The sequence below is a fragment of the Paenibacillus sp. FSL H8-0548 genome (assembly GCF_038630985.1).
Lineage (GTDB): Bacteria > Bacillota > Bacilli > Paenibacillales > Paenibacillaceae > Pristimantibacillus.
In genome coordinates, this window is the sequence record NZ_CP152049.1 from 5434886 (window position 1) to 5460482 (window position 25597).

The 25597-nt window shown below is 44.0% G+C and carries 18 protein-coding genes; 5 read left to right on the forward strand and 13 right to left on the reverse strand.

What is annotated here, in order from left to right:
* The first annotated feature begins 120 nt into the window (after positions 1 to 120).
* Positions 121 to 1676 (forward strand): IS3 family transposase gene (locus MHI37_RS23570; RefSeq protein ID WP_342556513.1). Its coding sequence is split into 2 segments (ribosomal slippage): positions 121 to 751 and positions 751 to 1676, totalling 1557 coding nucleotides; the frame shifts between segments, so codons are not numbered across the junction.
* Between the two features lie 69 nt (positions 1677 to 1745).
* Here MHI37_RS23570 and MHI37_RS23575 read toward each other — a convergent pair.
* From MHI37_RS23575 to xylA, 3 genes are all read right to left on the reverse strand, one after another.
* Entirely contained in the window at positions 1746 to 2156 is a 411-nt protein-coding gene (locus MHI37_RS23575) for a hypothetical protein (protein ID WP_076338939.1), read from the reverse strand.
* Positions 2157 to 2277: 121 nt separating this feature from the next.
* The gene (gene xylB / locus MHI37_RS23580) at positions 2278 to 3774 is read right to left on the reverse strand and encodes a xylulokinase (protein WP_076338940.1); all 1497 of its coding nucleotides are present in this window, start codon (positions 3772 to 3774) and stop codon (positions 2278 to 2280) included.
* A gap of 21 nt (positions 3775 to 3795) precedes the next feature.
* A complete protein-coding gene (xylA, locus tag MHI37_RS23585) occupies positions 3796 to 5109 on the reverse strand; it encodes a xylose isomerase (RefSeq protein ID WP_076338941.1) in 1314 nt (437 codons plus the stop codon).
* 229 nt (positions 5110 to 5338) lie between these two features.
* Between xylA and MHI37_RS23590 the strand changes: the two genes are divergently transcribed.
* A complete protein-coding gene (locus tag MHI37_RS23590; protein WP_083676469.1) occupies positions 5339 to 6505 on the forward strand; it encodes an ROK family protein in 1167 nt (388 codons plus the stop codon).
* Positions 6506 to 6884: 379 nt separating this feature from the next.
* Here MHI37_RS23590 and MHI37_RS23595 read toward each other — a convergent pair whose 3' ends face one another.
* The 10 genes from MHI37_RS23595 to MHI37_RS23640 all read right to left on the reverse strand — a co-directional run bounded on the left by MHI37_RS23595 (position 6885) and on the right by MHI37_RS23640 (position 23443).
* Positions 6885 to 7550: an HAD family hydrolase gene (locus tag MHI37_RS23595; RefSeq protein ID WP_076338942.1), complete on the reverse strand. Its 666-nt coding sequence runs from the start codon at positions 7548 to 7550 to the stop codon at positions 6885 to 6887.
* 39 nt (positions 7551 to 7589) lie between these two features.
* Positions 7590 to 14060, reverse strand: coding sequence for a CARDB domain-containing protein (locus MHI37_RS23600; RefSeq protein ID WP_144023770.1), 6471 nt, complete (start codon positions 14058 to 14060; stop codon positions 7590 to 7592).
* Positions 14061 to 14064: 4 nt separating this feature from the next.
* On the reverse strand, positions 14065 to 15051 hold the full coding sequence (locus MHI37_RS23605; RefSeq protein WP_144023771.1) for an S-layer homology domain-containing protein: 987 nt from the start codon (positions 15049 to 15051) through the stop codon (positions 14065 to 14067).
* A gap of 350 nt (positions 15052 to 15401) precedes the next feature.
* The gene (locus MHI37_RS23610; RefSeq protein WP_076338945.1) at positions 15402 to 16025 is read right to left on the reverse strand and encodes a hypothetical protein; all 624 of its coding nucleotides are present in this window, start codon (positions 16023 to 16025) and stop codon (positions 15402 to 15404) included.
* 174 nt (positions 16026 to 16199) lie between these two features.
* Positions 16200 to 17444, reverse strand: a complete 1245-nt coding sequence (locus MHI37_RS23615) for an MFS transporter (RefSeq protein WP_076338946.1) — start codon at positions 17442 to 17444, stop codon at positions 16200 to 16202.
* 34 nt (positions 17445 to 17478) lie between these two features.
* Positions 17479 to 18837: a DUF2087 domain-containing protein gene (locus tag MHI37_RS23620; RefSeq protein ID WP_076338947.1), complete on the reverse strand. Its 1359-nt coding sequence runs from the start codon at positions 18835 to 18837 to the stop codon at positions 17479 to 17481.
* A gap of 127 nt (positions 18838 to 18964) precedes the next feature.
* Positions 18965 to 19786: a DUF2935 domain-containing protein gene (locus tag MHI37_RS23625; protein ID WP_076338948.1), complete on the reverse strand. Its 822-nt coding sequence runs from the start codon at positions 19784 to 19786 to the stop codon at positions 18965 to 18967.
* 91 nt (positions 19787 to 19877) lie between these two features.
* Positions 19878 to 20765, reverse strand: a complete 888-nt coding sequence (locus tag MHI37_RS23630) for an alpha/beta hydrolase (protein ID WP_076338978.1) — start codon at positions 20763 to 20765, stop codon at positions 19878 to 19880.
* Between the two features lie 286 nt (positions 20766 to 21051).
* The gene (locus MHI37_RS23635; RefSeq protein ID WP_076338949.1) at positions 21052 to 22278 is read right to left on the reverse strand and encodes an MFS transporter; all 1227 of its coding nucleotides are present in this window, start codon (positions 22276 to 22278) and stop codon (positions 21052 to 21054) included.
* Between the two features lie 64 nt (positions 22279 to 22342).
* Entirely contained in the window at positions 22343 to 23443 is a 1101-nt protein-coding gene (locus MHI37_RS23640) for a lactonase family protein (protein WP_076338950.1), read from the reverse strand.
* Between the two features lie 164 nt (positions 23444 to 23607).
* Here MHI37_RS23640 and MHI37_RS23645 point away from each other — a divergent pair, with 164 nt between their 5' ends.
* From MHI37_RS23645 to MHI37_RS23655, 3 genes are all read left to right on the forward strand, one after another.
* Positions 23608 to 23970 carry a LytTR family transcriptional regulator DNA-binding domain-containing protein gene (locus tag MHI37_RS23645; RefSeq protein WP_076338951.1) on the forward strand — a complete coding sequence of 121 codons (363 nt, stop codon included), beginning with the start codon at positions 23608 to 23610 and terminating at the stop codon, positions 23968 to 23970.
* Positions 23971 to 24077: 107 nt separating this feature from the next.
* The gene (locus tag MHI37_RS23650) at positions 24078 to 25073 is read left to right on the forward strand and encodes an aldose 1-epimerase (RefSeq protein WP_076338952.1); all 996 of its coding nucleotides are present in this window, start codon (positions 24078 to 24080) and stop codon (positions 25071 to 25073) included.
* An 84-nt stretch (positions 25074 to 25157) separates the two neighbouring features.
* Positions 25158 to 25577 (forward strand): GNAT family N-acetyltransferase, encoded by a 420-nt coding sequence (locus tag MHI37_RS23655; protein WP_076338953.1) that lies wholly within the window; start codon positions 25158 to 25160, stop codon positions 25575 to 25577.
* The last annotated feature ends 20 nt before the right edge of the window (positions 25578 to 25597 follow it).

A 25597-nucleotide genomic window follows, 5' to 3' on the forward strand; every position in this document is an offset into this window, starting at 1 on the left:
CCGCTATTAGTGGAGAAAAGTACAATTTTAAAAAAATGGCGGTGCAGGAGAATGATATGCTCCCCATACGGTAGACAGGTGAAATAATTAAAGCCTGTTTACTGTAGGGGAGCATTTTTTATGCCTAGAAATAAACTGAACGCCTCGGAAAAATTGGCTATCCTTCAAGAGATCGAAGCTGGTCACATTGGAGTAAGGGCAGCTATTAAGAAGTATGGCTGTGCCATGTCTACGCTTGCAAATTGGCAACGTCGTTATCGGTTATACGGTTACGAGGGATTAGAGGTCCGCACACACAATCGTAGTTATTCCAAAGAAATTAAGCATCAAGCGGTTATGGATTATCTAAACGGGGGGTTGTCGCAGAACCAAGTCATAGATAAGTACAGGATCGCTAGTCGAGCAGCTCTCTTTCATTGGATTAATAAGTATAATGGTCATAGCAGCTTAAAAACCTATACAGGGGGAACAACAGCTATGACCACGGGACGCAAGACAACATGGCAGGAGAGGATCGACATTGTACTGTACTGCCTTGCGAATGGACAAGAGTACACGAAGACAGCAAAGTATTTCCAGGTATCTTACCAGCAAGTGTACGGATGGATGAGAAAGTATACAGAAGGCGGCCAGGATGCTTTGCAAGATGGTAGAGGGCGTACCAAGACGCCTGAAGAGTTAACCGAAGTTGATGAGCAAAAGCTCGCGATGAAGAAGCTGGAGTACGAAATCGAGCGACTCCGGGCTGAGAATGCTTTCTTAAAAAAGTTACAGGAGTTCGAAAGGGGGCGACCTTAAGCCAACACCGACAAGAGAACATCTACCTTGCCATTCAAGCCATCCAGCAAACGGAGTCAATAACCATACAGCTCTTATGCAGCGTTGCTGGGATTCCGAGGTCGAGCTATTACAAGTGGCTTAATCGAACACCTAGTACACGTGAGGTGGAGAACAGAGAGCTGACGGAGATAATGATGTCTTTGTACGAGAAGGTTGAGGGTACCTTTGGTTACCGACAATTAACGTTGCATATGCGTCGAGAATGGCCACATCCGATTAATCATAAGCGAGTGCAAAGACTGATGAGAATTAAGGGGATCCAGTCTGTCATCCGCAGAAAGAAAAAGAAGTATAATCGTTCTACGCCGCAGCAAGTAGCTGAAAACGTGCTTAACCGCAACTTTCAAGCGGAAGCGCCGAATGAAAAGTGGGTTACGGATGTCACGGAGTTTAAGTTTGGCCATAGCCAGAAGGCTTATTTAAGCGCCATCCTCGATCTTCATGATAAATCGATTGTTTCCTATGTACTCGGTCACTCGAATAATAATCCTCTCGTCTTTCAAACGTTGGAGTTGGCTTTGCAGGCAGCTCCTCATAGCAAACCTATGATTCATAGCGACCGTGGTTACCAGTACACGTCACTGCGGTTTAAAGAAATGCTGGACAAGGCTGAAATGACGCAGAGTATGTCCCGAGTGGGCCATTGCATTGATAACGGTCCGATGGAATCTTTCTGGGGGACCCTGAAATGTGAAAAGTATTATTTGCATACCTATCACACATATGAGGAACTAAAGAAGGATATCGATGACTACATTCACTTTTACAATAATGAACGGTTTCAGGCAAAACTAAACGGCCTCAGTCCCATGGAATTCAGGACAAAGGCCGCTTAACTAACTTTTATTTTTTGTACTGTCTACTTGACGGGGCGCAGTTCAGAATCTATTCCTGTACCGCCATTTTTATGCGCGCACATCTCCGGAGAAGTGGTCATACGTACCGGGGTCGGGAAGAAATTCTCCTTCGTAATCAGCATCATTGTCATAGTTGGAGACACCCTCAGGCAGCTCGCCGTCTCCATACAGCGATTCCAAATCCTCATTAACAAGATGCGCAGGAATGGTAATCGTATCAAGCGAATAAGCGGTATCCGTAACGGCATCCGCATTGATTAGAGCCTGCTGGGCCAATTGTCCTCCATGTGACTGCGCAATCTCCAGTGCGGAAGTCAAATCGCTTCCTTCAAGATGAACATGCATTCTGCTCCCTTCATGCAGCACCGTTTCATAGCCAAGCTCACGCAGCGTATCACAAGCAAGTGCAGCACTCTGATCATCGTTAAATTCAAATAATAAAGCTGAGTTTGCAGCCAATTGAAATCATCCTTTCTATTTTTCATATAGCATGCCCAAATGATTATTTTCCATGATTATAGAAAAAAAGAAGGGACTGCTGCTCTCGTTAGAGAACAGCAGTCCCTTCTATTAATAAATGTTAGCCTCGATAAGGCGCCAGCGCCTCGTTTAAACCGCGTGTTTGCTCATACACCTGTTGGTATACTTTGAAGATGCCAGCGTAAGCAGCAACCGCTTCAGGCTGCGGAGAATACGTATCTGCATGCTTCACAAACTTTTCCGAACAGGATTCCAAGCTTTCGAACCAGCCAGAGCCATAGGCCGCAAGCATTGCAGCACCTAGGCCAGGACCTTGCTCATTCTCAAGCGCGACAACATTGGCTCCGAAAATATCAGCTTGCATTTGCAGCCAAACCGGGTTTTGCGCGCCTCCGCCGATTGAAATGATCGTGTCCACGGTTTTGCCAGCGCGTCTGAACATATCCACTGACTCGTTAAGAGAGAATGTAATGCCCTCCATAACAGCACGTGCAAAATGAATACGCTCATGTGAGCCGTCCACACCGATAAAGCTCGCACGAATGATTGCGTCTGCATGCGGTGTACGTTCACCGACAAGGTAAGGCGTAAACAGCAGCCCGCCTGCACCCGGCTTTACAGCGCCAACACCTTCAAGCAATTGATCAAAGGATTCATTCGGAGCAAATGTTTTCTTAAACCAGCTGAGGCTGTAGCCCGCTGCTAATGTAACTCCCATTACATAGAAGGAATCCTCTTTGCCATGATTAAAGAAATGCACCTTGCCTGCAAAATCCTTCGTTTTGTCATTCTCATACGAGAGAATAACGCCAGAGGTACCAATGCTGCAAAGCGTCAAGCCCTCTGACAAAATACCAGAACCGATAGCTCCGCAGGCATTGTCAGCGCCGCCTGCAAATACTTTAGTCGCAGCAGGAAGACCTGTGCTTTCCACATACTCTGGCAACAAGCCTCCAACTAAGGCATGCGATTCTGCAAGAGGCGGACAGAAGCTGGTTGGAAGACCGAACGCTTCAAGCACCTCATTGCTCCATGCCTTACCAGCAACGTCAAGCAACAGCGTGCCTGCCGCATCGGAGTAGTCCATATGCAGCTCGCCAGTTAGACGATAGCGGAGATAGTCCTTCGGCAGCAGAAACAGCTTCGCTTTCGCGAAAGCCTCTGGCTCGTTCTCGCGAACCCAAAGGATTTTTGGAAGCGTGAAGCCCTCCAGCGCTGGGTTGCGAGTAATGCTAAGCAGCTTGTCTCCAAGCGTGCGTTCAATTTCACGGCATTGCTCAGTAGTGCGAGTATCGTTCCAAAGGATGGCATTGCGAACCGGATTTCCTTCGCCATCGAGCAGCACAAGACCGTGCATTTGACCAGAGAAGCTGATGCCTTCAATGGCGCTGGCATCTATGCCAGCGGTTGAAGTAAGCTCACGCAACGCATCAACTGTACCCTCTACCCAATCGTCGGCACGCTGCTCGCTCCAGCCGGAGAACTCATGAAACAACGGGTAGCTGCGGGATACTTCCCCAGCTACCGTACCATTCCGGTCAACGAGCAGAACCTTCACTGCGCTCGTTCCTAAATCTACACCAATAACGTAGCTCATTTGCCTGCAATCCTCCCGGGCTTAAACGCTATAAATAACTTCGCTCAAGATAAGGCGAATTCTTTCTTGACGACCTGATTCGTTAACGATTGGGTTGTTTTGAAGAGCATATTGCTCAAGCGATGCAAGCGTAGCTTTACCGGATACGATTTCAGCGCCAATGCCTTCTTTAAAGCTGCGGTAGCGGTTATCTACGATATTGTCGAGAATTTTCTCTTCCGTCAATTTCGCAGCAGCTTTAAGACCCCAAGCAAAGCTATCCATACCAGCAATGTGGGCTAGGAATAGATCGTCAGCTTCGAATGAGCCACGACGAACTTTTGCGTCAAAGTTAATTCCGCCGCGGCCGATACCGCCAGCTTTCAATACTTCGAACATCGTTAGTGTAGTCGAGTAAAGATCTGTCGGGAATTCATCTGTATCCCAGCCAAGAAGCAAATCGCCTTGGTTCGCATCAAGCGATCCAAGCACTCCATTGATTGCAGCCGTACGGATTTCGTGCTCAAACGTGTGGCCTGCAAGTGTAGCATGGTTAGCTTCAAGATTCAGCTTAAAGTGATCTTTCAAGCCGTATTTTTGCAAGAATGAAATCGTAGTAGCTGCATCGAAATCATATTGATGCTTCGTAGGCTCTTTTGGTTTAGGCTCGATCAAGAATTGAGCGTCAAAGCCGATTTCCTTCGCATAAGCAACAGCCATATGGTACAAGCGAGCAAGGTTATCCAGCTCAAAGCCCATATCAGTGTTAAGCAGCGTATCGTAGCCTTCACGGCCGCCCCAGAACACATAGTTTTCTGCGCCAAGCTCTTTACCGACTTCAAGGCCTTTTTTCAGTTGAGCGCCTGCATAGGCATATACATCAGCGTTAACGGATGTTCCTGCGCCGTGAACAAAACGCGGGTTTGAGAACATGTTAGCTGTGTTCCAAAGCAGTTTTTTGCCCGAAGATTTCATGTTGTCCTTCAATAGAGCAACGATTACGTCCAGGTTTTGGTTCGTTTCTTGCAAAGTAGCGCCTTCTGGAGCAATATCCACATCATGGAATGCAAAGAAAGGAATGTTCAATTTATTCATAAATTCAAAGTTGGCTTCTACACGCGCTTTCGCACGATCAAGGCCATTATATTGATCCCAGCCGCGAATCATTGTAGGCGCACCGAACGGGTCTGTACCATTAGCGTTAAATGTATGCCAGTAAGCAACCGCGAAGCGAAGGTGCTCTTCCATCGTTTTGCCTAGAATAACTTGATTTGGATCGTAGTGTTTGAATGCAAGCGGATTATCCGAGCCCTTACCTTCAAATTGGATCGTATTAATGTTTTTGAAATAGCTCATAGAAAACAAAATCCTCCTTCACAGAATTCAATATTTGTTAGTGCTTACATACAGAATAACACCCTTAACTTAGTTTGTCTATTAAACAAACTAAGTTTTTGTGTTAAACTAATCATACAGTATTCAAACTGCTAACTTCGCAATATTCAGTATGTCGTACTAGCTAGCTGTATATTCGACTTTTCATGATACAATAAAACATATTTGGATTTGGACGGAGGCTTTCTTTTTGAAAATAAAACCAACAGGAGACTTAGCGCTCATCAAAAAAATCAATACAGCCATCGTGCTTGAGTCTGTACTGAAGCATGCTCCGCTCTCACGGGCACAAATATCCGAACAGACCGGACTTAATAAAGCGACGGTGTCCAGCCTTGTTCAGGACTTGATCGACAGCCATCTTGTCATAGAGAATGGCCCGGGACAATCCAGCGGAGGTCGAAAACCAGTCATGCTGCTATTCAATGGAACTGCGGGTTATGCGGTTGGCATCGATCTCGGCGTCAACTATATTCGCGGAATACTCGTTGATTTGGAGGGCAATGTCATTGCCGAGCAGCAAAGCAGCTTGAAGCAGCAGCAGTCAGAGCAAGCCATCGCGCAGCTTATGGCCTGCATTGAGCAGCTAATAAATAAAGCTCCTGAGAGCAACTACGGCGTGGTTGGCATCGGTGTCGGCGTTCCAGGTATTGTAGATGATAAGGGAACAATACTGTTCGCTCCGAATTTAAAATGGCGACAGGTCGACCTGCAGCAGCAGCTTGAAGAGCGGTTCAGCATACCTGTTACGATAGATAATGAAGCCAACGCTGGCGCACAGGGTGAACAAAAATACGGTGCAGGGCGCGGCATTCCGAACCAGATTTATGTAAGCGTCGGAATCGGGATCGGGACAGGCATTATTTTGAATAAAGAGCTTTACAAAGGGGCCTCCGGCTTCTCTGGGGAGCTTGGCCATCTCTCTATCGAATATGATGGGAAAGCTTGCAGCTGTGGAAATCGAGGCTGTTGGGAGTTATATGCGTCGGAGAATGCCCTGCTCGAGCGAGCAGCTTTGCTCGGCTTTGAGAATCTCGAGGAGCTGCTGCTTGCGGCAGCGGCTGGCGATGAGCGTGTAATTGAGCTCATCCATTCGATTGGCAATTATTTAGGTGCAGGCATCGCTAATATCGTCAACGTATTTAATCCAAACGTAGTCATTATAGGCAATCGCATGAGCCGGGCAGCGGAGTGGCTGGAGCCTGCTATTCAAGCAGCTGTCGATCAACGCACGCTTTCCTATCATCGAGAGCGTATGCATATTCTGTTCGCAGAGCTGCAGGACCAATCTGCCGTTCGCGGCGCAGCTTATTACGCGATCAGCACCTTTTTCACTAAAATAAAGAGTGGTCAGTAGACTTGGGTGAAACGGCTGTCGCCATCCTTTGGCGGCGCCAGCGCGTTTCATTCCGGAGAAATATAGAGAAAGTAGGACGAAATGATATCCTTTCCTATATTTCAAGGTGAAACGGCTATCGCCGTCCTTTGGCGGCGCCAGCGCGTTTCATTCCGGAGAAATATAGAGAAAGTAGGACGAAATGATATCCTTTCCTATATTTCAAGGTGAAACGGCTATCGCCGTCCTTTGGCGGCGCCAGCGCGTTTCATTCCGGAGAAATATAGAGAAAGTAGAACGAAATGATATCCTTTCCTATATTTTAAACAAAAGGCAGTCCAGAACGATATTATTCGTTTCTTAGGCTGCCTTTTTTTGTAATGCCAACGTCCTTAAAAGTTTATAGTGAAGAAACAATAGGAATGAGTTCCGCTAAATCTTCAATGCTCGTAACTGCAACTGCATTATCAGCTAACGACTGATCATTTCTTTTCCATATCGCTTTCATACCGACGCTTTCGCTTGCTCGAATATCATTATCAAGATGATCTCCTACAAATAATGCATCTTTTGCCTCTACCCCAAGCTTGGATAAAGCACGATTGAAAATGGCAGGGTCGGGCTTTCTCAAGCCCTCCCACTCCGATATCAATACCTCGTCAAATAAATGATCAATTTTTAAAGCCTTGAAATTGTCGAATTGAAATTGACCGTAGCCGTTCGATACAAGCGCAAGCTTTATCCCACTCGCCTTCAGCTCAGTCAGCATTTCGTTCAAATGAGGATAACCGATGCAATGGTCCTGAAACTTGGCAACATAATCGCTAAGAAGCTCTTCCCATTCCAAGCTATCTATTGAAAACTCCAATATTAGCTGCTGATATACTTTATCCTTCCACACATAACCATGGTTATCCAGCTCAATGAAACGGTTCACATACAACTCTTTATCAATTCCTGATTGATTAAACAAGCGCTCATACTGCTCTCGGACAAACCTTGCCAGGGAAGCATCGCGATCAAGCAATGTACCGTCTAAATCAAATAAAACAGCTTTTATGCCCAAAGTGCTCACACCTTTTCCTTTTATTTAAAATACCAGTAGCTATTGAACCCGGTGTACACTCACAATATTTATCGTCTGGCCATCAATTGCTGCGTTAACTTGCGTGGTTACTATTGTGCCATTGTTGTAATAGGCTGTGAATGTGAATTCGATTGGACCCTTTGCCAGCTTGGTGAATGAAGAGTCCCAAAGCGTTCCCTTCCAATGAGAAGGCGCGCTGCTTGTAGATATTAGCGTCGTGCTATATTCACCGAACTGTACCGCTACACTATCCGCTTTCGTCTCGGTTCCAGTCAACGTTGTATCAGCCTCCAAAACAAACTTCTCTCCTGCCCAAAATAGTGAATAACCGCGAGGCAGATTCTCGTTTCCGGATGCTTTCAGATTAAACTTCTTGCGATGCTGATCCCACAGCTCCGTATGCAGCACAGCACCGCGAAGCTGAAGCGGCAGCACTTGAATCGTCTTGGTCACGATAATCGGTTCAGCTATTCCATCACTAACGAGCATTTTCATGCTCCATACACCAACCGTTGTCAATCGGAGTGAAGGTCCTCTTGACGGATAGCTCTGTGCACTCGAAGTATAAGCATAGCTGCTTTTTACCCCCAGCGGACTGGTCAGCTCGTAAACAATAGAGAGCGTATCCCCGTCTGGATCAGCTGCACTGGATACAAATGTCGTCATATCACCTTCATATACCGGCTTTGGTGACCAGTCAAAATCACCTGTCGGCGGGCGATTGGTAGAGAAGTGAATATAAGCATAGTGTCCTTCATTTCCAGCGATATCATAATCAAGTACCGTAACACGATATTCTTGTCCCGGTACTAAACCCGCTACCCGGTAGGACTGCTTACTCAGTGCCAGCGGTGTGCTGTACTCAGCTACGCCATCGCCATTCAAGTCGATGTTTGATACGCTGCCGTCTTTATTCACCCTCTGCAGATAGAATGTTCTAGTGGCATGTCCCGAGGATGGCGACGCATCACTAAAGGCATTAAACCTGACAGTAACCGCCGTGGGTTCTACCTCCAGCTGTTCGTTCACATCTGCCGGCTTCACCGTATCTACGAAGAAAAATCCATTCGCGGAAAACGGCCCCCATACGTAGCTGTCGTTTGCCCGAGCTTTCCAGTAATGCAGACCTTCGGCGAGAGATGCAGGTGTATAGCTTGCTGCTGCTGTTGCCGATTCGGTATCGACGACCTTTGCTCCGCTCGATGCGCGATACACTTCATAATCTATAGCAGTGGTCGGATGGTTTTCCGGATCTATGGTGAATACACGCAGTTGCGGCCGATTGGAGTTCGTATACATGGGATTCACGGCATCTGGACCATTAAAGGACAGCAAGTACGTTTGTGGTGGCTGATTAAGTACAAAATATCTGATATTACTTAGAGCAGACCAAACGCCTTTTGAGTATACCTGCCCCTGCACTTTAACCACTCGCCCTTGCTGAATGGTATCTTCTAGTACGGGATACGTTAGAGCGTTGCCCTCATGCTCAATAGACAAGATGGTTTCATTTGTATCGACATAAGCTAGAGTTAAACGATATTGCTCTTGTGGATCGTTCTGAGCATCATAATACGTCCATCGTATCGTTGGCTCTTTCACGTAGGTTGTTGGTGCTGCTGCCATCGTTCCTGCTGGTACAGTTATCGTCATGACCGGCTTCGTTTGATTTACAGCAGGTAAAGCATCCTTATACACGATCGTTTGCTCCCAATAGGACCATGCCCCGTGAATATCTCGTACTTGTTCCTGGATAATCAACTCTACACCCGGACGATTGTAGTACTCACGTTTTCCTGTCGTCCATGTGGTTTGATCGGCCCATCTTGTTCTAAACAGCTTGTCTGATAAAATGTGTGCAATATCGGGATCGTATGATGCGTCATACGTTTCATAATCGAGTGATTCGCCTTCCGCGAACACCAGCCCCGTAAATCGAACATCAGGCTGCGCTACTGGTCTGCGATGAACATAGAGCAGCTTGGTTATTGGCTCCGACCATTTGTGATATCCCGTTAGTCCTGGATTATCTTGAGCACGATAAGTGATCTCATAAACGCCTGCTTTTTCCAATGCATTGACCGTTGAACCATACGTATTGCCATTATGGACGCTCAAACCTTCCGGATTTTCAAAGAAATTCGGGTTGTGGCTATAGCTCCATTCTTCGGCACCTACAGGATCTTCCTCAATATCATTAAAAAGCTTCTCGTAGGAAATCGGATCATTAACGAGAACGGTGTCATACGTTTCTTGCGTGTATGTGTCGCCATAGTTCGTTTTCTTTACATTGGAGAATATAGCATTCGATTGGCCCAGTGAGATAATCCCAGCGAATCCGCTTGAATACGTGGCGTTTGTTACTTCAATCACCTTTGCATGGTTTACGTAAACACTATGCGTACCATTTATCGACTCTACTTTAATCGGATACGTGCTGTAAGCCGATCGAGTTAAAGGAGCCGATTTTAATAGTGTTTTCACACCGGAGACTACTTGATAAAACGATAGAGTATCTTTACTCCATTCCATTGCATACATGTTTCTTTCGTCTTGAATTTGAATTCCCGCACCGATAGATTTATCGTTAGTAATATCATTTACGCTAACATTAAATTCTAAAGCGTAGTTTTTCATTCGACTTCCTGCATCGTAAAACAATCCGCCCCAATTATCATCAAATATGCCTACTGTATCTGCATCTATCTCTTGGACGTTAGTTTTTCCTGAAGCGGATACGAAAGGTACAACAACAAACGGGAATCTCTTTTGCGCAATTAAGAAAACCGCACCATTAGGCAAGACAGGAGTAACATAGTTCCTTCCTGTACCCCAATAAGTAGAATCTACTCCAGTGTACAAAGGTTCAACTACCATATTAGTTAGTGTGTCAAAATTACGGAGCGCATATCTACTCATTTCTCCTGCCACATATGGATACCCAAAGGCTACAGAAAATAATTGACCATTAGAAAGAATTCCTGTTTGGTATGAATAACCTACAGAATCAACGGGTATACTTCGGAATAGAAAGGCACCTGTTTTAGAAAAAAGATAAAGATATTCACCTTCTCCTACCGCTACAGTACCGTCCTCTTTAACTAAAGGAACATATCCACCACTGCCATTTGAAGTGTTATACTCCCTGAAAGAAGTGTATAAAGCAATTTGACTCATATTGCTTGTATTATATACCGTGAAATAACTCTTTGAATCACTATTTACAACCGCTCCCAAGCCCATTCTATATAGATAATTTCCATCATCACTAAGAGACATTTCCGACTTGCCAGCGGTACCCATGACTAATGGAGAATCTATCCTTGAACCATTGGGAGTTATCTTGCTTATAGCTTTTCCCGAAATATAAATAGTTCCGTTTGGTGCAACAATCATTTTTGACTCAACTGTGAAGTTACCTAAAGAATACCTATTTATTTTAGGACCTGTTGTTACCCAATCTAAGCTACGACTTTTGACGTTATACTTATAATATCTAGTTTCAATTTCGTTGTAGTTATCTGCGATTTCAACCTTAAAAACAACAGACTTATGGTCTGGAATCAAACCTAGAAATGTTACGCTGGGATATAAATTTTCAACACTATCAATATGAATAGAATGAGACTCCTCTTTTTCCCCTCTGTTATTATGGATATCAAAGTAAATATCTTTTTGGGAGTTTGGCTCAACACCGTAAGAATAGAACCTCTCATCGGCTTGTAATGATACGAGAGTATTGGCACTTTGGTTCTGTATTGTAAAAGCAGGTCTCAATAATGCTCCTGTTACAGCGTCTCTTTCTTCATACACCCTCGCATTATACGGTCCTGTAAGTAGGTATAAACGGTTATTATTGAATATTGTTTCGGAAGCTATACTATAATTGTTATCAAAGACACCTCCTCCAAGATCCTTACTAATATACCATCTAGGTTTAGCTACAAGATCAGAAGCCAAACTATACTTGTTTCTGCCATTAGCCCCCATACCAGCATTGGGATATTTAAGATCGAAACTAATCAACTCAGCGTCCTTTGTTTGTAAAGACGCTCGGTTACTCTTCCACCCTATCTTTAGCTCGTCTCCACCGATGTAAGGTTTCTTTAGTACCCAAGAACGGAATATAGAATCTGGAGTATAGTTTGTTATCGGCGGTCCGCTATCCTCTCCTTGCCCGGGCTGCTGGGTAATACCAAATGCATTAAAATTAACCGTAGGTGTATAGTTGAGAACGTCTGTTACAACAAACGCCGATGTTCCTTTTTTTCCATAGTCCTCTGTAACCGTAGCCCTGTATTGCCTTTTGCCAACAGTAGCATAACTTAGACTATGAGTGGTTTTGTACACTCCATCATATAGAGTTGTCCACGATTCCTCATCGAAATCACCATTATTATTGTGATCATAACGTTCCTCTATCAATAAATGCTGTAACAAATCATAATCAGGGCTTTCAGCATCCATAAAGAGCATAAATGCGTTATTTCGGTATATTTCCGTAGGTGCAATAACCTCAATCGTTGGCGGTAGATCTGGAACCACCTCTATTAAAAGATCGGACCAATCGCTGACTCTATTTGTTGTGTCATATACTTTACCTTCGAGCATGTACTGCCCCACCGAAAGATTATTAACTGTAGGAAAATTAATTGTATATAATGGGTCACCAACTTTTTTATATCTTTGTTCATCTCTGCTGTGATCAATGCTAACACCACGCTTATCAAGCGGAGTATAAGAGTTGTTTAGATGGTAAGGGACAGGTATTTCTCTACCCTCGATTAATTTTGTTGGTCCGGATACAATAGCAACAGGTTTTGGATCGATTACAGTTAAGGTAGTTGTAACACTATCTGTTCCTCGATCATCACTCGCTCTAAATGTTGCATGGTATGTGCCCGGTTGCGTGAAAAGCTGATTATAGTATTCATATTTACTTTTGTCTGTTAGAAGCAAATCTAAGTTGTTAGAGAAACCCCATACAAAAGAATCGAATCCGGATGAGCTATTAAGTAGGGATGCTGTTTCTCCAGCAATAATCTCAGAAGGTGCAAAACGTATACCGACTTTCATCGCCGGCCTTGGTGTAGGTGTTGGTTCGGGTGTAGTGCTTGGGTTAGGTGTTGCTAAAGTAGCTACATTAATGATGAACTTCGTCCACTCTGATACCTTTTTCGCGCTATTGGTAACACGAAGCTCTACTACATACTTTCCTTCTACGACTAAGTCTTTAGCTACAGGTTTAGTTGCTATCGTCTTGCCAGCAGGGTTGGTATATTTCCATTCTCGAATCGTTATTGCTTCCTTGCCCGGCGAATACGATAGTAGATCATCGAGGGTTGGATTTACTGATGGTTTAATCGTTACTTCTGACTTGGTGCGATTATCGCCTTCCAAATGCGAGATAATGGCTATTGGTGTGGTGGGTTCGTTTTTCTTACTAAATACAATTTGAAATGGCATCGTATTATTATTTTCATTTGATTCGGTAACTGCTTTTCCAAAATCGGTCATGGCTGTGTATTTAATGATTCCTGAAATAGTAGAGGACACTGTTACAGATACGGTTTTAATTTGCCCAGGAGGAACATTGGAAATTACTTCTGACTTTATGCTTGTCCCTACGATTCCTACAGTGAAAGGACCCGAATTTGTATTACCTTCATTTTTTGAAGTAATTTGTACCGTAACACTATCTCCAATCCATGATGCTGCAGCTGCTTCTACAGGATCGGTTTTAATATCTGTAATAACGAGATCTGGTTGTTCTTTAACTTCCAAGGGGGCTAATGGAGGAATATAGAACATTTCATACCAGTAAGATCCGTCTGGTTGCCAAATATTCCACATTTGAATTACGCCTGGAGTAAACTTTGTGGGTATTTGTTGAATAACCACATAATCCTTTAGTGTATCACCTGTCCATCCTTTATTGGTTCGTTTATTATAGCTTTGAATGAATGTTGGTGACTCATTATAAGGATCATACATTGATTCTAACCATTTTTTCGCGTCTGGATGAGATGTTAATTCAAATGTTGATTGAACACCCTTATTCTTGATCGTCGGATCAGACCAAGGAGTTTTCACCCAGTTTTTAGCAACGTGTAATGTTGCTCTGGAATCGCTCCGGAAGAGCCAATTTCGAAAGACAGTACCATTAACGTCATAACCTAGATAGCGCCACTGGCTTTGATCATATTCGTTACCTGATACATTGTCTGGGGTACCATAAACAACTAATTTTTTCCCTATTCCGCAAGCGTCAGATAAATAATTTCCGTTTAACTTCATTACACCTTTGGCTGTACTTACAGAGGTCGGTATACTATTTTGTGTTATTAGGATTTTAGATTTTACATCATAGTCGGACGGGATAGGACAGGATTTGTTAGCTGCTAGAACAGTTTGATATTGAAAAGTATTTAAAACAATTATGATAAGCAAAGTTAAAAGTAGTAGTTTCCTTCCAAGTGAAACAATCACGATTTTACACCCCGATTTCTATAGTAACCTTTTTATTATTATTGGCCTTATATGCACCAAATGAGCGGCCATCATACTTAGTGACAATAGAATTTTTTCCTTCAACAAATTTCATATCATTTACTTTAATATAACTTGCATAGGCTTTTTCAAATGATGTAGGAAAGTAATTTTTAAGCAAATCTTTCACAATTGCTTTATTATCAGCAGTTGGATCAGCGATTATGATGTTGGTTTGTTTATACTCAATGTTATATTCGACAACAAGAGTATTATCAAAAAAATCTTCTGAGCCTTTTGTATTAATTAAGACGACACCATTATGTCCGTACGTGGTGGTCCCTTTGAAACTTGGAAGAGATTGAATAAGTGTGTTGATCTGTTCTTTCGTTTTTGGATATTCCACCACCACCGCAACAGGATTCTTCACAATCAGCGTATTAGTAATCATCACAACCGCCTCAGCTCGAGTCGCGTTCTTTTCTCCACCCATTGATCCATCGGGATACCCCTTCATAATCTCCAATTTCTTCGCAACTGCCAGATACCCCGATTTTACGCCCTCGGCATCTTTCCCGAGTGCACGAATCGTCATGCGGGCGATCTCTTCACGCGTAATCATCTTATTCGGCTCGAAATTACTCTCCTTGTAATCGCCAACTTTTATAATGGATTGTTTCAGACCAGTAGCAATATAAGCGCGAAACCACCCCTTGTCATCGACAAAAGGTGTATCGATATCTTCAGCTTTGAGTTTCACAGCAACAACGAGCGACTTCAAAAACTCAGCTCGCGTCATATTCGCATTCGGTTTAAACGTGCTTGCATCGTAGCCGTTAATCCAGCCCTGCGTCACAGCTGCATCAATCTCTGTTTTCGCCCAGTGCGTCTTAGTATCGGCAAATGCAGCTGCTGCGACGGCTGTCTGGCAGTTCGCCACCATCATAACTATTAGTACTATCGTTAGAATTCGTTGTCTTATTTTTTGCATATTCAACCACTCCTCATGTTTATAATTATGGATCGTCAAATTCAAACATATATTTACATAAACCTCATAATATTTCTTGTTCAGCACCCCGATTACCTTCTTTTCTCATCCTTTCTAATTTATCCATTCCATCATTTCAACAGCTCCATAACTCCCTTTCAGCAGCCCACTCATTCAAAAACACTGCTGATTGCACACAAAAAAAGCACGCCCCTCCCTCAGCCGAGGGTGTAAGCGTGCTTCGCTATACGTTGTATCAACTAAATTTATGTTACTTCACACTTCAAAATATGTCAATATACTCCAGCCTGTTATCCACTAAGGCAAGGCACTGTGCTCTGGTCGCTCATTTATAAGTTAATCGTTCCGACGTTGGCTGTTCGGTTAATTTGCTGTGCAACCTGCATAGCAGAGGATATGACAAACACATTCACGACTACAGCAGCCAGTTCTCCTACCTCGTTTTTATAATTAATAACTAGGAATCCACCCTTTTTGTCCTTCGTGCCGATCCCGCTCATACCACCGACGACAGCACCCATTGGTCCCACAAGCAATCCGCCGACGACAGCCCTGCCAATAACACTTTTTTCTTGCTTTGCAAAATCACTCTGCGTCATAGCTGAAGCAACTCTAATTTTATGTCGATCTATTTTCGCGCTAAAATTCGGGGCTTTGAACATGACAAAGCCGTTTTCCACAGTAAGCTCCACGAGGGTACCATTCTGAACAGGCAATCCATAGATATGGGTTCCCTTTACTCTTGCATGTATGCCCATTGATTTATCCAAACGTCTCCGATTCATTTTAATATTCATGAATATTGTAATACTAACTAAAGTAAGGAGAGTAAGCAAATAGAGAGGCGCCGCGTCCGTACTAGTAGTGCTAGTCGTTCTACTCATAATAAATCCTGTACCAAAACAGACAATGACTAACCATAACCACATTTGCATATAAAATGGCTTTTTCAAAACGCTTCCCCCTAAGCAGTATGTACCAATATTTTACTGAATCATGCTGGAAAAAACCATCTTTTTCTAGAAACTAGCCCCGCATCACTTTATTGCAAACAAAAAAAGACTCAGCCGCAAGGAGACAACATCTCCAAGCAACCGAGCCCCATAAAATGAATCGATACGATTTTCCTATGCCTCCAGCTGCACCTTAAGTGGCTTATGTTTAAAGAGCGGAACAAGCAGCAGCATCCCCATAAACATTATGGCTCCGGCGACACAATAAATGCCTACGAGTGGAAAATGTAGCTTTAGCGTTCCGGCAACAAGCGTCATAATAACCATCATCCCCACGAACATCGGTGAAAGCACGCCATTCACTCGCCCAATAAAGGACTCTGTTGTCCACTGCAAAATCATTGTACTAATCCCGATTTGAATCATAGGAAAGCCTAGTCCGCTAATAAATTGCAGAACGAGCGTTAAAGGAATCCTCGTGGATAAGCCAACGCCTACCATCGAAAGTGAGCTCATTAATAGTCCTAGCGCCAACAGCTTTTGCGGCTTAATCTTCTTCGCGATGACCATTACAGTCCCGCCTCCAATAAACATTGCAATTCCATTAACCATCAGTACATATTGCAAAAATTCCTTTGGCTGCCCTAAACGCTCCAGCACGATGAACAAACCGAGCGTCTGTGCTATGCCGACTGCCGTTCCGGCTAACGCGAACGTTCCGCCAAGCGCCTTAAGCACTGGGCTGCGCCATACATAAGCGAAGCCTTCTTTTAGCTCCTGCCAAAAATGATCTTTCACCGCAGCTTCCGTACGGTCCACTTCTTGATCTCGAGGTATACGGAACAAAACGACCGCCGACAATAGAAATGCTACACCCATGACACCAACTGAAATCTCAATACCGAATTTTTGATAGGAGATTACACCTAGAGACGGCCCGAGCACCATAAAAATGGCAATGAGTGATTGAAACAAGGCCATCGCGGATTGCAATTGTTCCTCTGGAATATGCTGTTTAACCAGCTTCATGACGGAGGGCTGCGAGAATTGCGATAAGATCGCAGACACAAACGTCGCCAAATAAATCATCTGCCATGATCCGTATAGCAGTGTAATCAGCACGATAAATACGGATGCGGCCGATAAAAAGTCACACCATATCATCGTCAGACGCGGCTTCCAGCGATCCGCAAACGTCCCGCCGATAAATGAAAATACGAAAATCGGTAAAAATTCCACGAATCCGATCATACTGATCGCGAAAGGATCCTCATTAGTCATATCTGTCACATACATTAAAATAGCAAAGTTGCGTACCCAAATCCCAATTTGCAGCAATACATTTGACAGCAAAATCGTTTGATAAAACTTGTTGCGGAACAAGCTGCCTCCCGCTCCCGCTACTGCTTTAGCAGACATCCGTCTAAACACTCTCCCTCACCACAAAAAATTGTTAGTCCTTACCATCAACAGCAGCACCATGATAGCCATTCTCTCCATAAGGCTTCAGCTTCTCCATCCACTTCTCAACTAAATCTCCGACCTCCCGCTTATATTGGCGAACCATATCAACAGGCAGACGGCCATTTGGATCCAAAACGTCTTTATAATCATAACGAATCTTTTGCTCCAATTTAACGGTCTCTAGAATGAGAAAAGAGAAACTTTCGCCACCGTATTGCTTCCATTCCTTCTGCAGCTCTCGGTTCGCATGTGTATCCATGTTCAGCATAAATTGCTCTTTTCCCCACAGCGCATCCAGATTAGTTGAGCCTCCAATATAAAGCTTTCCGTTCGTATTATTTTTAATTTGAAAAACACCCATCGAGCGCTCGCGCTCCTGATATTCCGCCGTCAGTTGCTTCCGCGTTGCTTTATCCATTTTTTGTACTCCCCCTTGGCTTGCGTCCTGCTCCTCGGCAGCATCAATTGCTTTTTGTTTGGCTTTTTCCTTTTTCTTCTCCTTCGAAGTTTCCTTCGGCATCCCCTGCAAAGCTTTCCCTTGACCCTCATGCTGCCCAGATCCATCTTGACTAAATATTATCCCTTTAACCCAATAGGCACGCCCATCATCCTCACGGTCCAAGTAGCCATATTCAATTAAATAGCGGCGGAGTGTCACATAATCTTCTTCCCAAAAACGGATGAGCCGCTCATTTATTTCCTTCTCGGTATAGTGAACCCCTTCTTGGAAGCTGGAAGCGATAAAACGCAGCACCGCAACCTTGCGCTTCTCCTTGCGCGGGAAAGAGGCAAGCGGGCCCTCCAATCCGTTTGGAAAATATTTCTTCAACAGCTCTGCGTACTCCTCCTCAGTAATCGCATACCGAGCATCCACCTGCGTCGCAGAGCGGTGCACTGGTACAAAGCGCGGAGCCGCGACTGCGCCTTGCTCCATCATTTCTATTATGGCGAGTAGAAGCTTCGCTTGCTTCGCTTTCTCCTTCAGCACGAATCGGTGGTTCCGAATCGTCGAAGCGCTTCCCGCGCCAGTAAGTGTCATCATCTCTTTGTCGGATAAATCATCGGCAAAGCCGCGAATGAGCTCTTTTTGCAAATCGGTCAAGCCTGTCTGCTTCTTATCAAGCGCTAGCAAGTAATCTAGAGTAGAGCCATGCTTATGCAGTACGTGGTATGCCGCATATTTACGGGCCTCATACCAGCGTCCAGACGATTCCTCATGAAAAATCTCTCCATCCTCAAATTGCTCCCCGCAAATGAGACAATAGAAATATCCTTCTGCTTCTTTGTAGATATAACCCTGCTTTAGCTCTTGTAAGGACGCTGTCCAAAAACGCTCATCCAAATCCATTTATTCAAACACTCCTTATATACGTTTGGTTAATATATAGACATTATATTATTTTGTCTATATAAATTCAACTGTCACACAAAATAAAAAACCGCATTTAGGCGCAATGCCTTTGCGGCTTCTTATTTTAATGTAATTCAAATTGAGCTGTAGTGTTGGGCTTTCCTGTCAATGAATTTTCGAACATGTCGATGATGAATAGGAATCTTTCAGCCTCACGGAAAACGTGATCTGCGAGCAGCGGATGTATGATACTTTTTATTCGGCAAGCTTCAATTAAGTCACGAGCCGTTTTCTTAAAGTCCCGCAATGATTTTACTGAGACTCTGTTCTGGTCTAGAAACTGGTCCAGCAATGGTGCAGTTTGAGACTGAGGACGCATGGAATCCAAGTCTCTAGCCTGAAATAATAATTGGTCAAAATCATCGCTGAATTGTTTGGCCTGATCGACTAATTTCCTCTCAGAAGGGTCAAGCAAATGACCAATGAATTTTGCATGATCCGCCATTATTCTTAAGAAGAAAACATTTTCATTGATAATAGCATCCGGCAAAGGATCGAGTTTTCCAGCGTTTAGTTGCTCCAGTCGATTTCTAAAATAAAATGCTTCTCTGCTTGTATGATCCACCAATAAAGGAAAGTTATTTGCTCCAGGTAGCTGACACTGCAAAATTAAACCAAGCACTTTCCTTTTAAATGCCCATATGTGGGAAGCAGCCGTATGAACCTCTACATTAAAGCGCTGAATGGTATGAGGGTCTGTTCCTGCATCAAATGTATTCGCTCTGTTCTCAATGGCTTCGAATATAGAATAAAACTGATTCGCCTCGTTAATCAATTGTGTATCCTCACATCTAAAACCAAGTTTCAGAAAAAGTGAATGCTCCCTCATTATACGAGACCAAAATCTTATTTCGTCTAATGAACGATCGACAAATACATTTGACAAATCATTACCTCCCCAAGGAAAATACCCGCTAGATCTATTTGTATGAAATATACCTCTAGGTTAGACGTGAGTACCCTAGTTCATGGGCTGATCAAATGTTCTCCTGTTTCAAAAACCGAATTAGCTCATTATTAATTATTTCAGGCTGTTCAAGATTGATTCCATGCCCCGCATTAGGCACCACTTTGTAGGAAAAGCCTCCCTTATCTAAAATCTCAATGAAGTGTTTTCCAATATCAATTCTATGATCTCCGATTAGAAAATAAAGTTTGTTTTTCACAGCACTACCTATTGATTCGTCATACTTAACCGTTTTATGAACAAACATCGCTTGTTGATTATGATTTTTCATTAAGTGAACTAGATGCTCCGCAAGCAATGGGTATTCATCAAATATTTTGGAAACGGGAGAACTTAGCTTCTTCAATATTTTAAGTAAGTTCCGATTCGTTGGAAGCAATATTTCCGGAAACATCATTAGCAGCGTTTGAATCATCGTCTTTAGCGGATTAGTGACCATTCCACCTTCCATACAAACGACTTTATTTACTCTACTGCTGTTAACGGTCGTATAATTATAGGCCATGTATGCACCATTTGATACTCCCGCAATATGAAAGTTATCAATATTAAAATGGTCGACAATTTGGTTTATCCATTCAACTTGGTTAAACGAGTTTTTTCTGAACTTTTCGTTTGGAACACTTTTGCCAGGTCCCCCCATTGTATCAACGGCTATGCAATAAAAATGTTTAGATATTTCATTTATGTTTAATGCCCACATGACTGCCGAGTTATCTCCAACACCATGCAGCAGTAGAAGTGGAGGTTTCTCCTTGCTTCCTGCAGTAATACAATGAGTTGTACCATATTCAGTTTCCACATCATGCTCTTGGAACTCTGTCGACCACATTTCAAGTAGCCGATTATATGAATTCAGCACCTGATCTTTGCCTTTTTCACTTTTAAATATTTTCACCCTATTCATCTTCCTCTCCCAAGTTTCAACAAAACATAAGCTTCCTCCATTATAAACGAACAATCATCCAGATATTTACATTTATGTTTTGTTAGACCATATTTAGAGAATGTGAAGCATTACGCGGCACTATGGTAGAAAGTAGCAGGTAGTGAATGATAAGCAGTGTGCTTTTTGCAGTAGAAGACATCCTAAGTATAGTTTTTTTGCGCTGCGCTCTATGCAAAGAAGCCACTCCATAGCGTGGAGTGGCTTCTTGTTTGTATAGGGATTAATATCACTAGCCTCAAGCTTCCTTGCGATCCCGCGGCAGCATTATAGCCAATAGTCCAATGAGCGGCAATACACTGCAGGCGAACATAACAAAGCTGAGCGAGCGCGAATCCGCCAAGTAACCGAGCACTACAGCACCGAGACCGCCCATACCGAACGCTAGTCCGGTAATAAGCCCTGATGCTGTTCCTACCTTGCCAGGCATAAGCTCCTGCGCATACACAACGCTAACTGAGAAGCCGGATTGCAAAATAAAACCGAGAACGACGATAAGCGGATATACCATCGGAAGAGGCAAATGCGGCAGCAGCAGCGCGAAGGGCGCCGCTCCTAAAATCGAAATGAGCATCATTTTTTTGCGGCCGATTCGATCCGCCATAATGCCTCCGAAGAAGGTACCCGCCACGCCCGCGGCTAAAAACAAAAACAATGGGATCTGCGCGTGCTTGATCGTTAAGCCATATGTTTCGACTACATAAAACTGATAAAAGTTGCCGATTGCGGCAGCATACCAAGACCTTGCGAATACGATCGCGAACAGGATTGCTAGTGCAAATGCAACGACCTTTGGCGCAAGGACTGGTCTTATATGGCCTGCGGCCTTTCGCTGCTGAATTTTCCCTGTTTGTATGGCTAGCTGTCCTTTATACCAAGGTACGACCTTTGTTAAAATGATAATCGCGGTAGCAGCAAGCGCTGTTCCCCATATGGCGCCCTTCTGCCCGAACGGCAGAAAGATCAGCATCGTCATAAGCGGTCCAAGCATACTCCCGAAATTGCCGCCAACCTGATAGATTGACTGAGCGAACGCTCTGCGATTTCCAGCTGCCAAATGTACGACGCGCGAGCCTTCTGGATGAAATACAGCAGAACCAAGCCCTACGAAAACTACGGCAAGCAGCACCATATAAAAATTCGGCGCAAAAGCTAAACCGACCATCCCAAGCATACTAGAGAACATTCCGACAAGAAGCATCCAAGGCGCTGGCCGTTTGTCTGAAATCAAGCCCACCACAGGCTGCATAACGGAGGAAGTCATGTTGAGCGTAAAAGCGATCCAGCCAATCTGCGCCAAGCTGAGCTTCAGCGATTGCTGCAACACCGGGAATAAAGCAGACACGACGGATTGCATCATGTCATTCATTAAATGAACAGAGCTAATACAAATTAAAATGGCATATACGGTTGCAGATTTCATGGCTGTTTTATTCAAGCCTGTCGTTACGGGTGATGCTGACATTGTGAGTAGGACCTGCCTTTCTTAACGAAAATACCTCATTTCCGTCTTCGGATCATGCAGGTAATTAGGATTTTGGGATTTTAATACATACCGGACTTGGTACTTCGAGCGACGAAGCGGTCTTCGTTAACCGCCCGCTTTCTGGATCTACAGCAAACACTACAACAGTGCCGCTCTTCTGATTGGCGACGAGCAAATAGCCTCCATCCTGCGTAATGACAAAATTACGAGGCTGTTCTCCTCCGCAATCGATATGCTGGACCAGTTCAAGCTCACCGCTCTGCTGATCCACAGCAAACACCGCAATACTGTTGTGTCCGCGGTTGGAGCTGTACAAATATCTGCCTGAAGGGCCTAAATGAATATCTGCCGCATCATTATAGCCATCGAACCCAGCCGGCAGCGCAGAAATGGTTTGCCCAGCTGTCAGCTCCCCAAGCTCTGCATCTACCTTAAACAGCGTAATCGTGGAATCCAGCTCATTCATCACATAACCGACGGATAAGCTGGAATGGAAGATCAGATGCCGCGGACCGGCTCCCCGGTGAACTTTACTGACTCCATGCGGAGTAATCGTATGACGCTCAGCATCATAACGATAGACAACGATGGCATCAACTCCCAAATCAGCCGCACAGACGAAGGACGTATGAGGTAGAGGTACGATACTATGCGCATGCGGCGCATCCTGCCTTGCTGCGTTTGGCCCCAGCTCGCCCACATGCTGCTGAACGGAAGAAGCAGCCTCCAGCTGTCCGCTAGCTGTAATCGGAAATGCCGCGACATTGCCCCCAGTATAATTAGCAGTGAACAGTGTCTTCCCAGCGGCATCCAAGCTTATATAGCAAGGATGGGCGCCATGCGTAAGCGAGCGGTTGCTCGTTAAGTTCAGAAGCCCTGTTGCTTCATTAATTTCATACGCCGCAACTGAGCCTCCCTCAGCCTCTCCTGTCACTCCGGTTTCACTTGCCGCATATAAATGCTCTCCGTTTGGATGCAGCGCCACATACGAAGCGTTCTCCAAGCCTGTAACACGCTGAATAATGGCAAGCTCGTTTGTTTTCTTATTAAATGTACATACGTGGACGGTCGGCTCCTCAGCCGTTCCATAGGACCCTATATAAAGGATCTCGCTGGATGTTTTCAGTTCATTTGAGTAGTTCATTCGCACCCAACCTCTCTGTCGTTTTGGCATTACAGTGACCATAGCACATGCCGTCTCAGCAGACAATGTCTTTTTTTTATAAAAGACTTCACAAATACTATTGTGACATGTTACAATGTAAGCGCTAACAATCAAGATTCACATTTCTAAAGGGGGAAACTGAGATGGTGAATGTTGTACTGAGTGAACGGAACGTATATGAGGATTTTGATCTTGAGTCGGATGTACTTTATTTCAAGCTTGGTATTCAAGGGCTCGTAAGCTTCCATGGCAGAAACTATAACATAAAGAAAAGAATGACTGCCGAGCAAATTGAACAGCTCACAAGCGAAAAGGGCTTCTATCAGATCAGCTCGAATTGCTACATTAATATCGGCAAAATCAAGACGATCGCCGATGGCACGATCTACTTCGGATCAGACATTTCTGATTCAAAGCAAGTCACGGTTAATCGCCGCAAGCAATACGTTATTCAGCAGCTATTCTCGCAGCGAGCGTCGAGCAAAGATTTGCGCATAACGCCATAAGCCGCAGACAACCGTCCTTATTCCACAGCATGTGGGATAAGGACGGTTGTTTGTTTCTCTCTGTCCTGCTATTCTTAGGTTGAATATGATATTTTAGGAGGATTTCTATGTCGACACAAGGACAAGCATTTCAGCAATTATTCTATGATGAGCAAGCAGTTTGGCTGCAATGGGGCGCTTATGAAGCAGCAGTGCTTCCAGGAATTGGAGCCAACCTTATCGCATTCCGTGATAAAGAAAACCAATATACATTTCTAAGAGAACCCTCTGCTGAAGAAATGAATGATTTTAGAGCAAATCCTGGTATTCACGGCATTCCTGTTCTATTCCCGCCTAACCGCTATGAGGACGGCACCTTTACTTGGAATGGCAGAACCTATAACTTCCCTGTAAACGAAGCCAAAACCGGCAATCACTTGCACGGCTTCTTCCATACGGCAGCATGGAGCGTTGAGGATTTCGGTACAACTAAGACAGAGAGCTATGTGTCCCTCAAAATCTCAATCAATGAGACTCACCCCATCTATACCTATCTGCCGCATCGCTTCACGATTAAGCTTCGTTATAGCTTAAATGATTCTGGATTGCTGCAGCAAGTATCCGTACATAATGAAGGTACAGATGCAATGCCTTGTATGCTCGCTTTCCACACAGCTATCAATGCTCCATTTGCACCAAACAGCACAGTCGAGGACTATCGCTTCACGCTAACCACTGGAAAGCGCTGGGAGCTTAATGAGCGTATGCTGCCAACAGGCAATTATCAGCCGCTAAGCGCGGATGAAGAGGCGATGAAGACGACAGGTATCTCGCCAATCTGGCAAGCGATGGATAACCACTATACATCTGAGCCGCAAAATGGCCGCAACGCTATGGTGCTGACTGACACTCGCAACAACGTATCATTAGTATACGACGTAGGCACGGCCTACAAGCAGTGGATGATTTGGAATAACAATGCAACGGCCGGCTTCTTCTGTCCTGAGCCTCAGCTAAATCTTGTCAACGCACCAAATGTTAAGCTGCCAGCTGATCAAATCGGACTTGTCTCCCTTGAGCCAGGCGGCATATGGGAAGAAACCAGCCGCTTGTATGTAAGATAATAATTAAAGAAGGAATAACGGCAGGATGCTGTTATTCCTTCTTTTATATCAGGTAAGCACCAATAAGGAGCTGGAGTGACAACAATGGAATTGTACATATCTCATGAGCCGAATAAAACTGACAAAGAGTATGTCATAAACAAGATGATTGAATTTAACTTGCAGCATTTCCCAGATGACTTAAAGGGCCGTTACCAAGTCGTAAATCTGTTTTTAAAAGATACTAATGGGGAAATCTATGGTGGGCTTGTTGGGGAGATATGTTGGAACTGGATGGAGGTGCACTATCTTTTTGTTGAATTAGATCAGCGGAAACTAGGTTATGGAAAAGCAATATTAGCAGAAGCTGAAAAATTAGCGAAAGAAAAAAAATGCGATTTCATAAAACTGGATACACTAAGCTTTCAAGCATTGGACTTTTATAAAAAACAAGGTTATGAGGTGTTTGGAACTCTTCAAAATGCGGGTGGACATTCACATTATTATCTGAAAAAGGACATATAGCAATTAAAGCCTTCTAATTT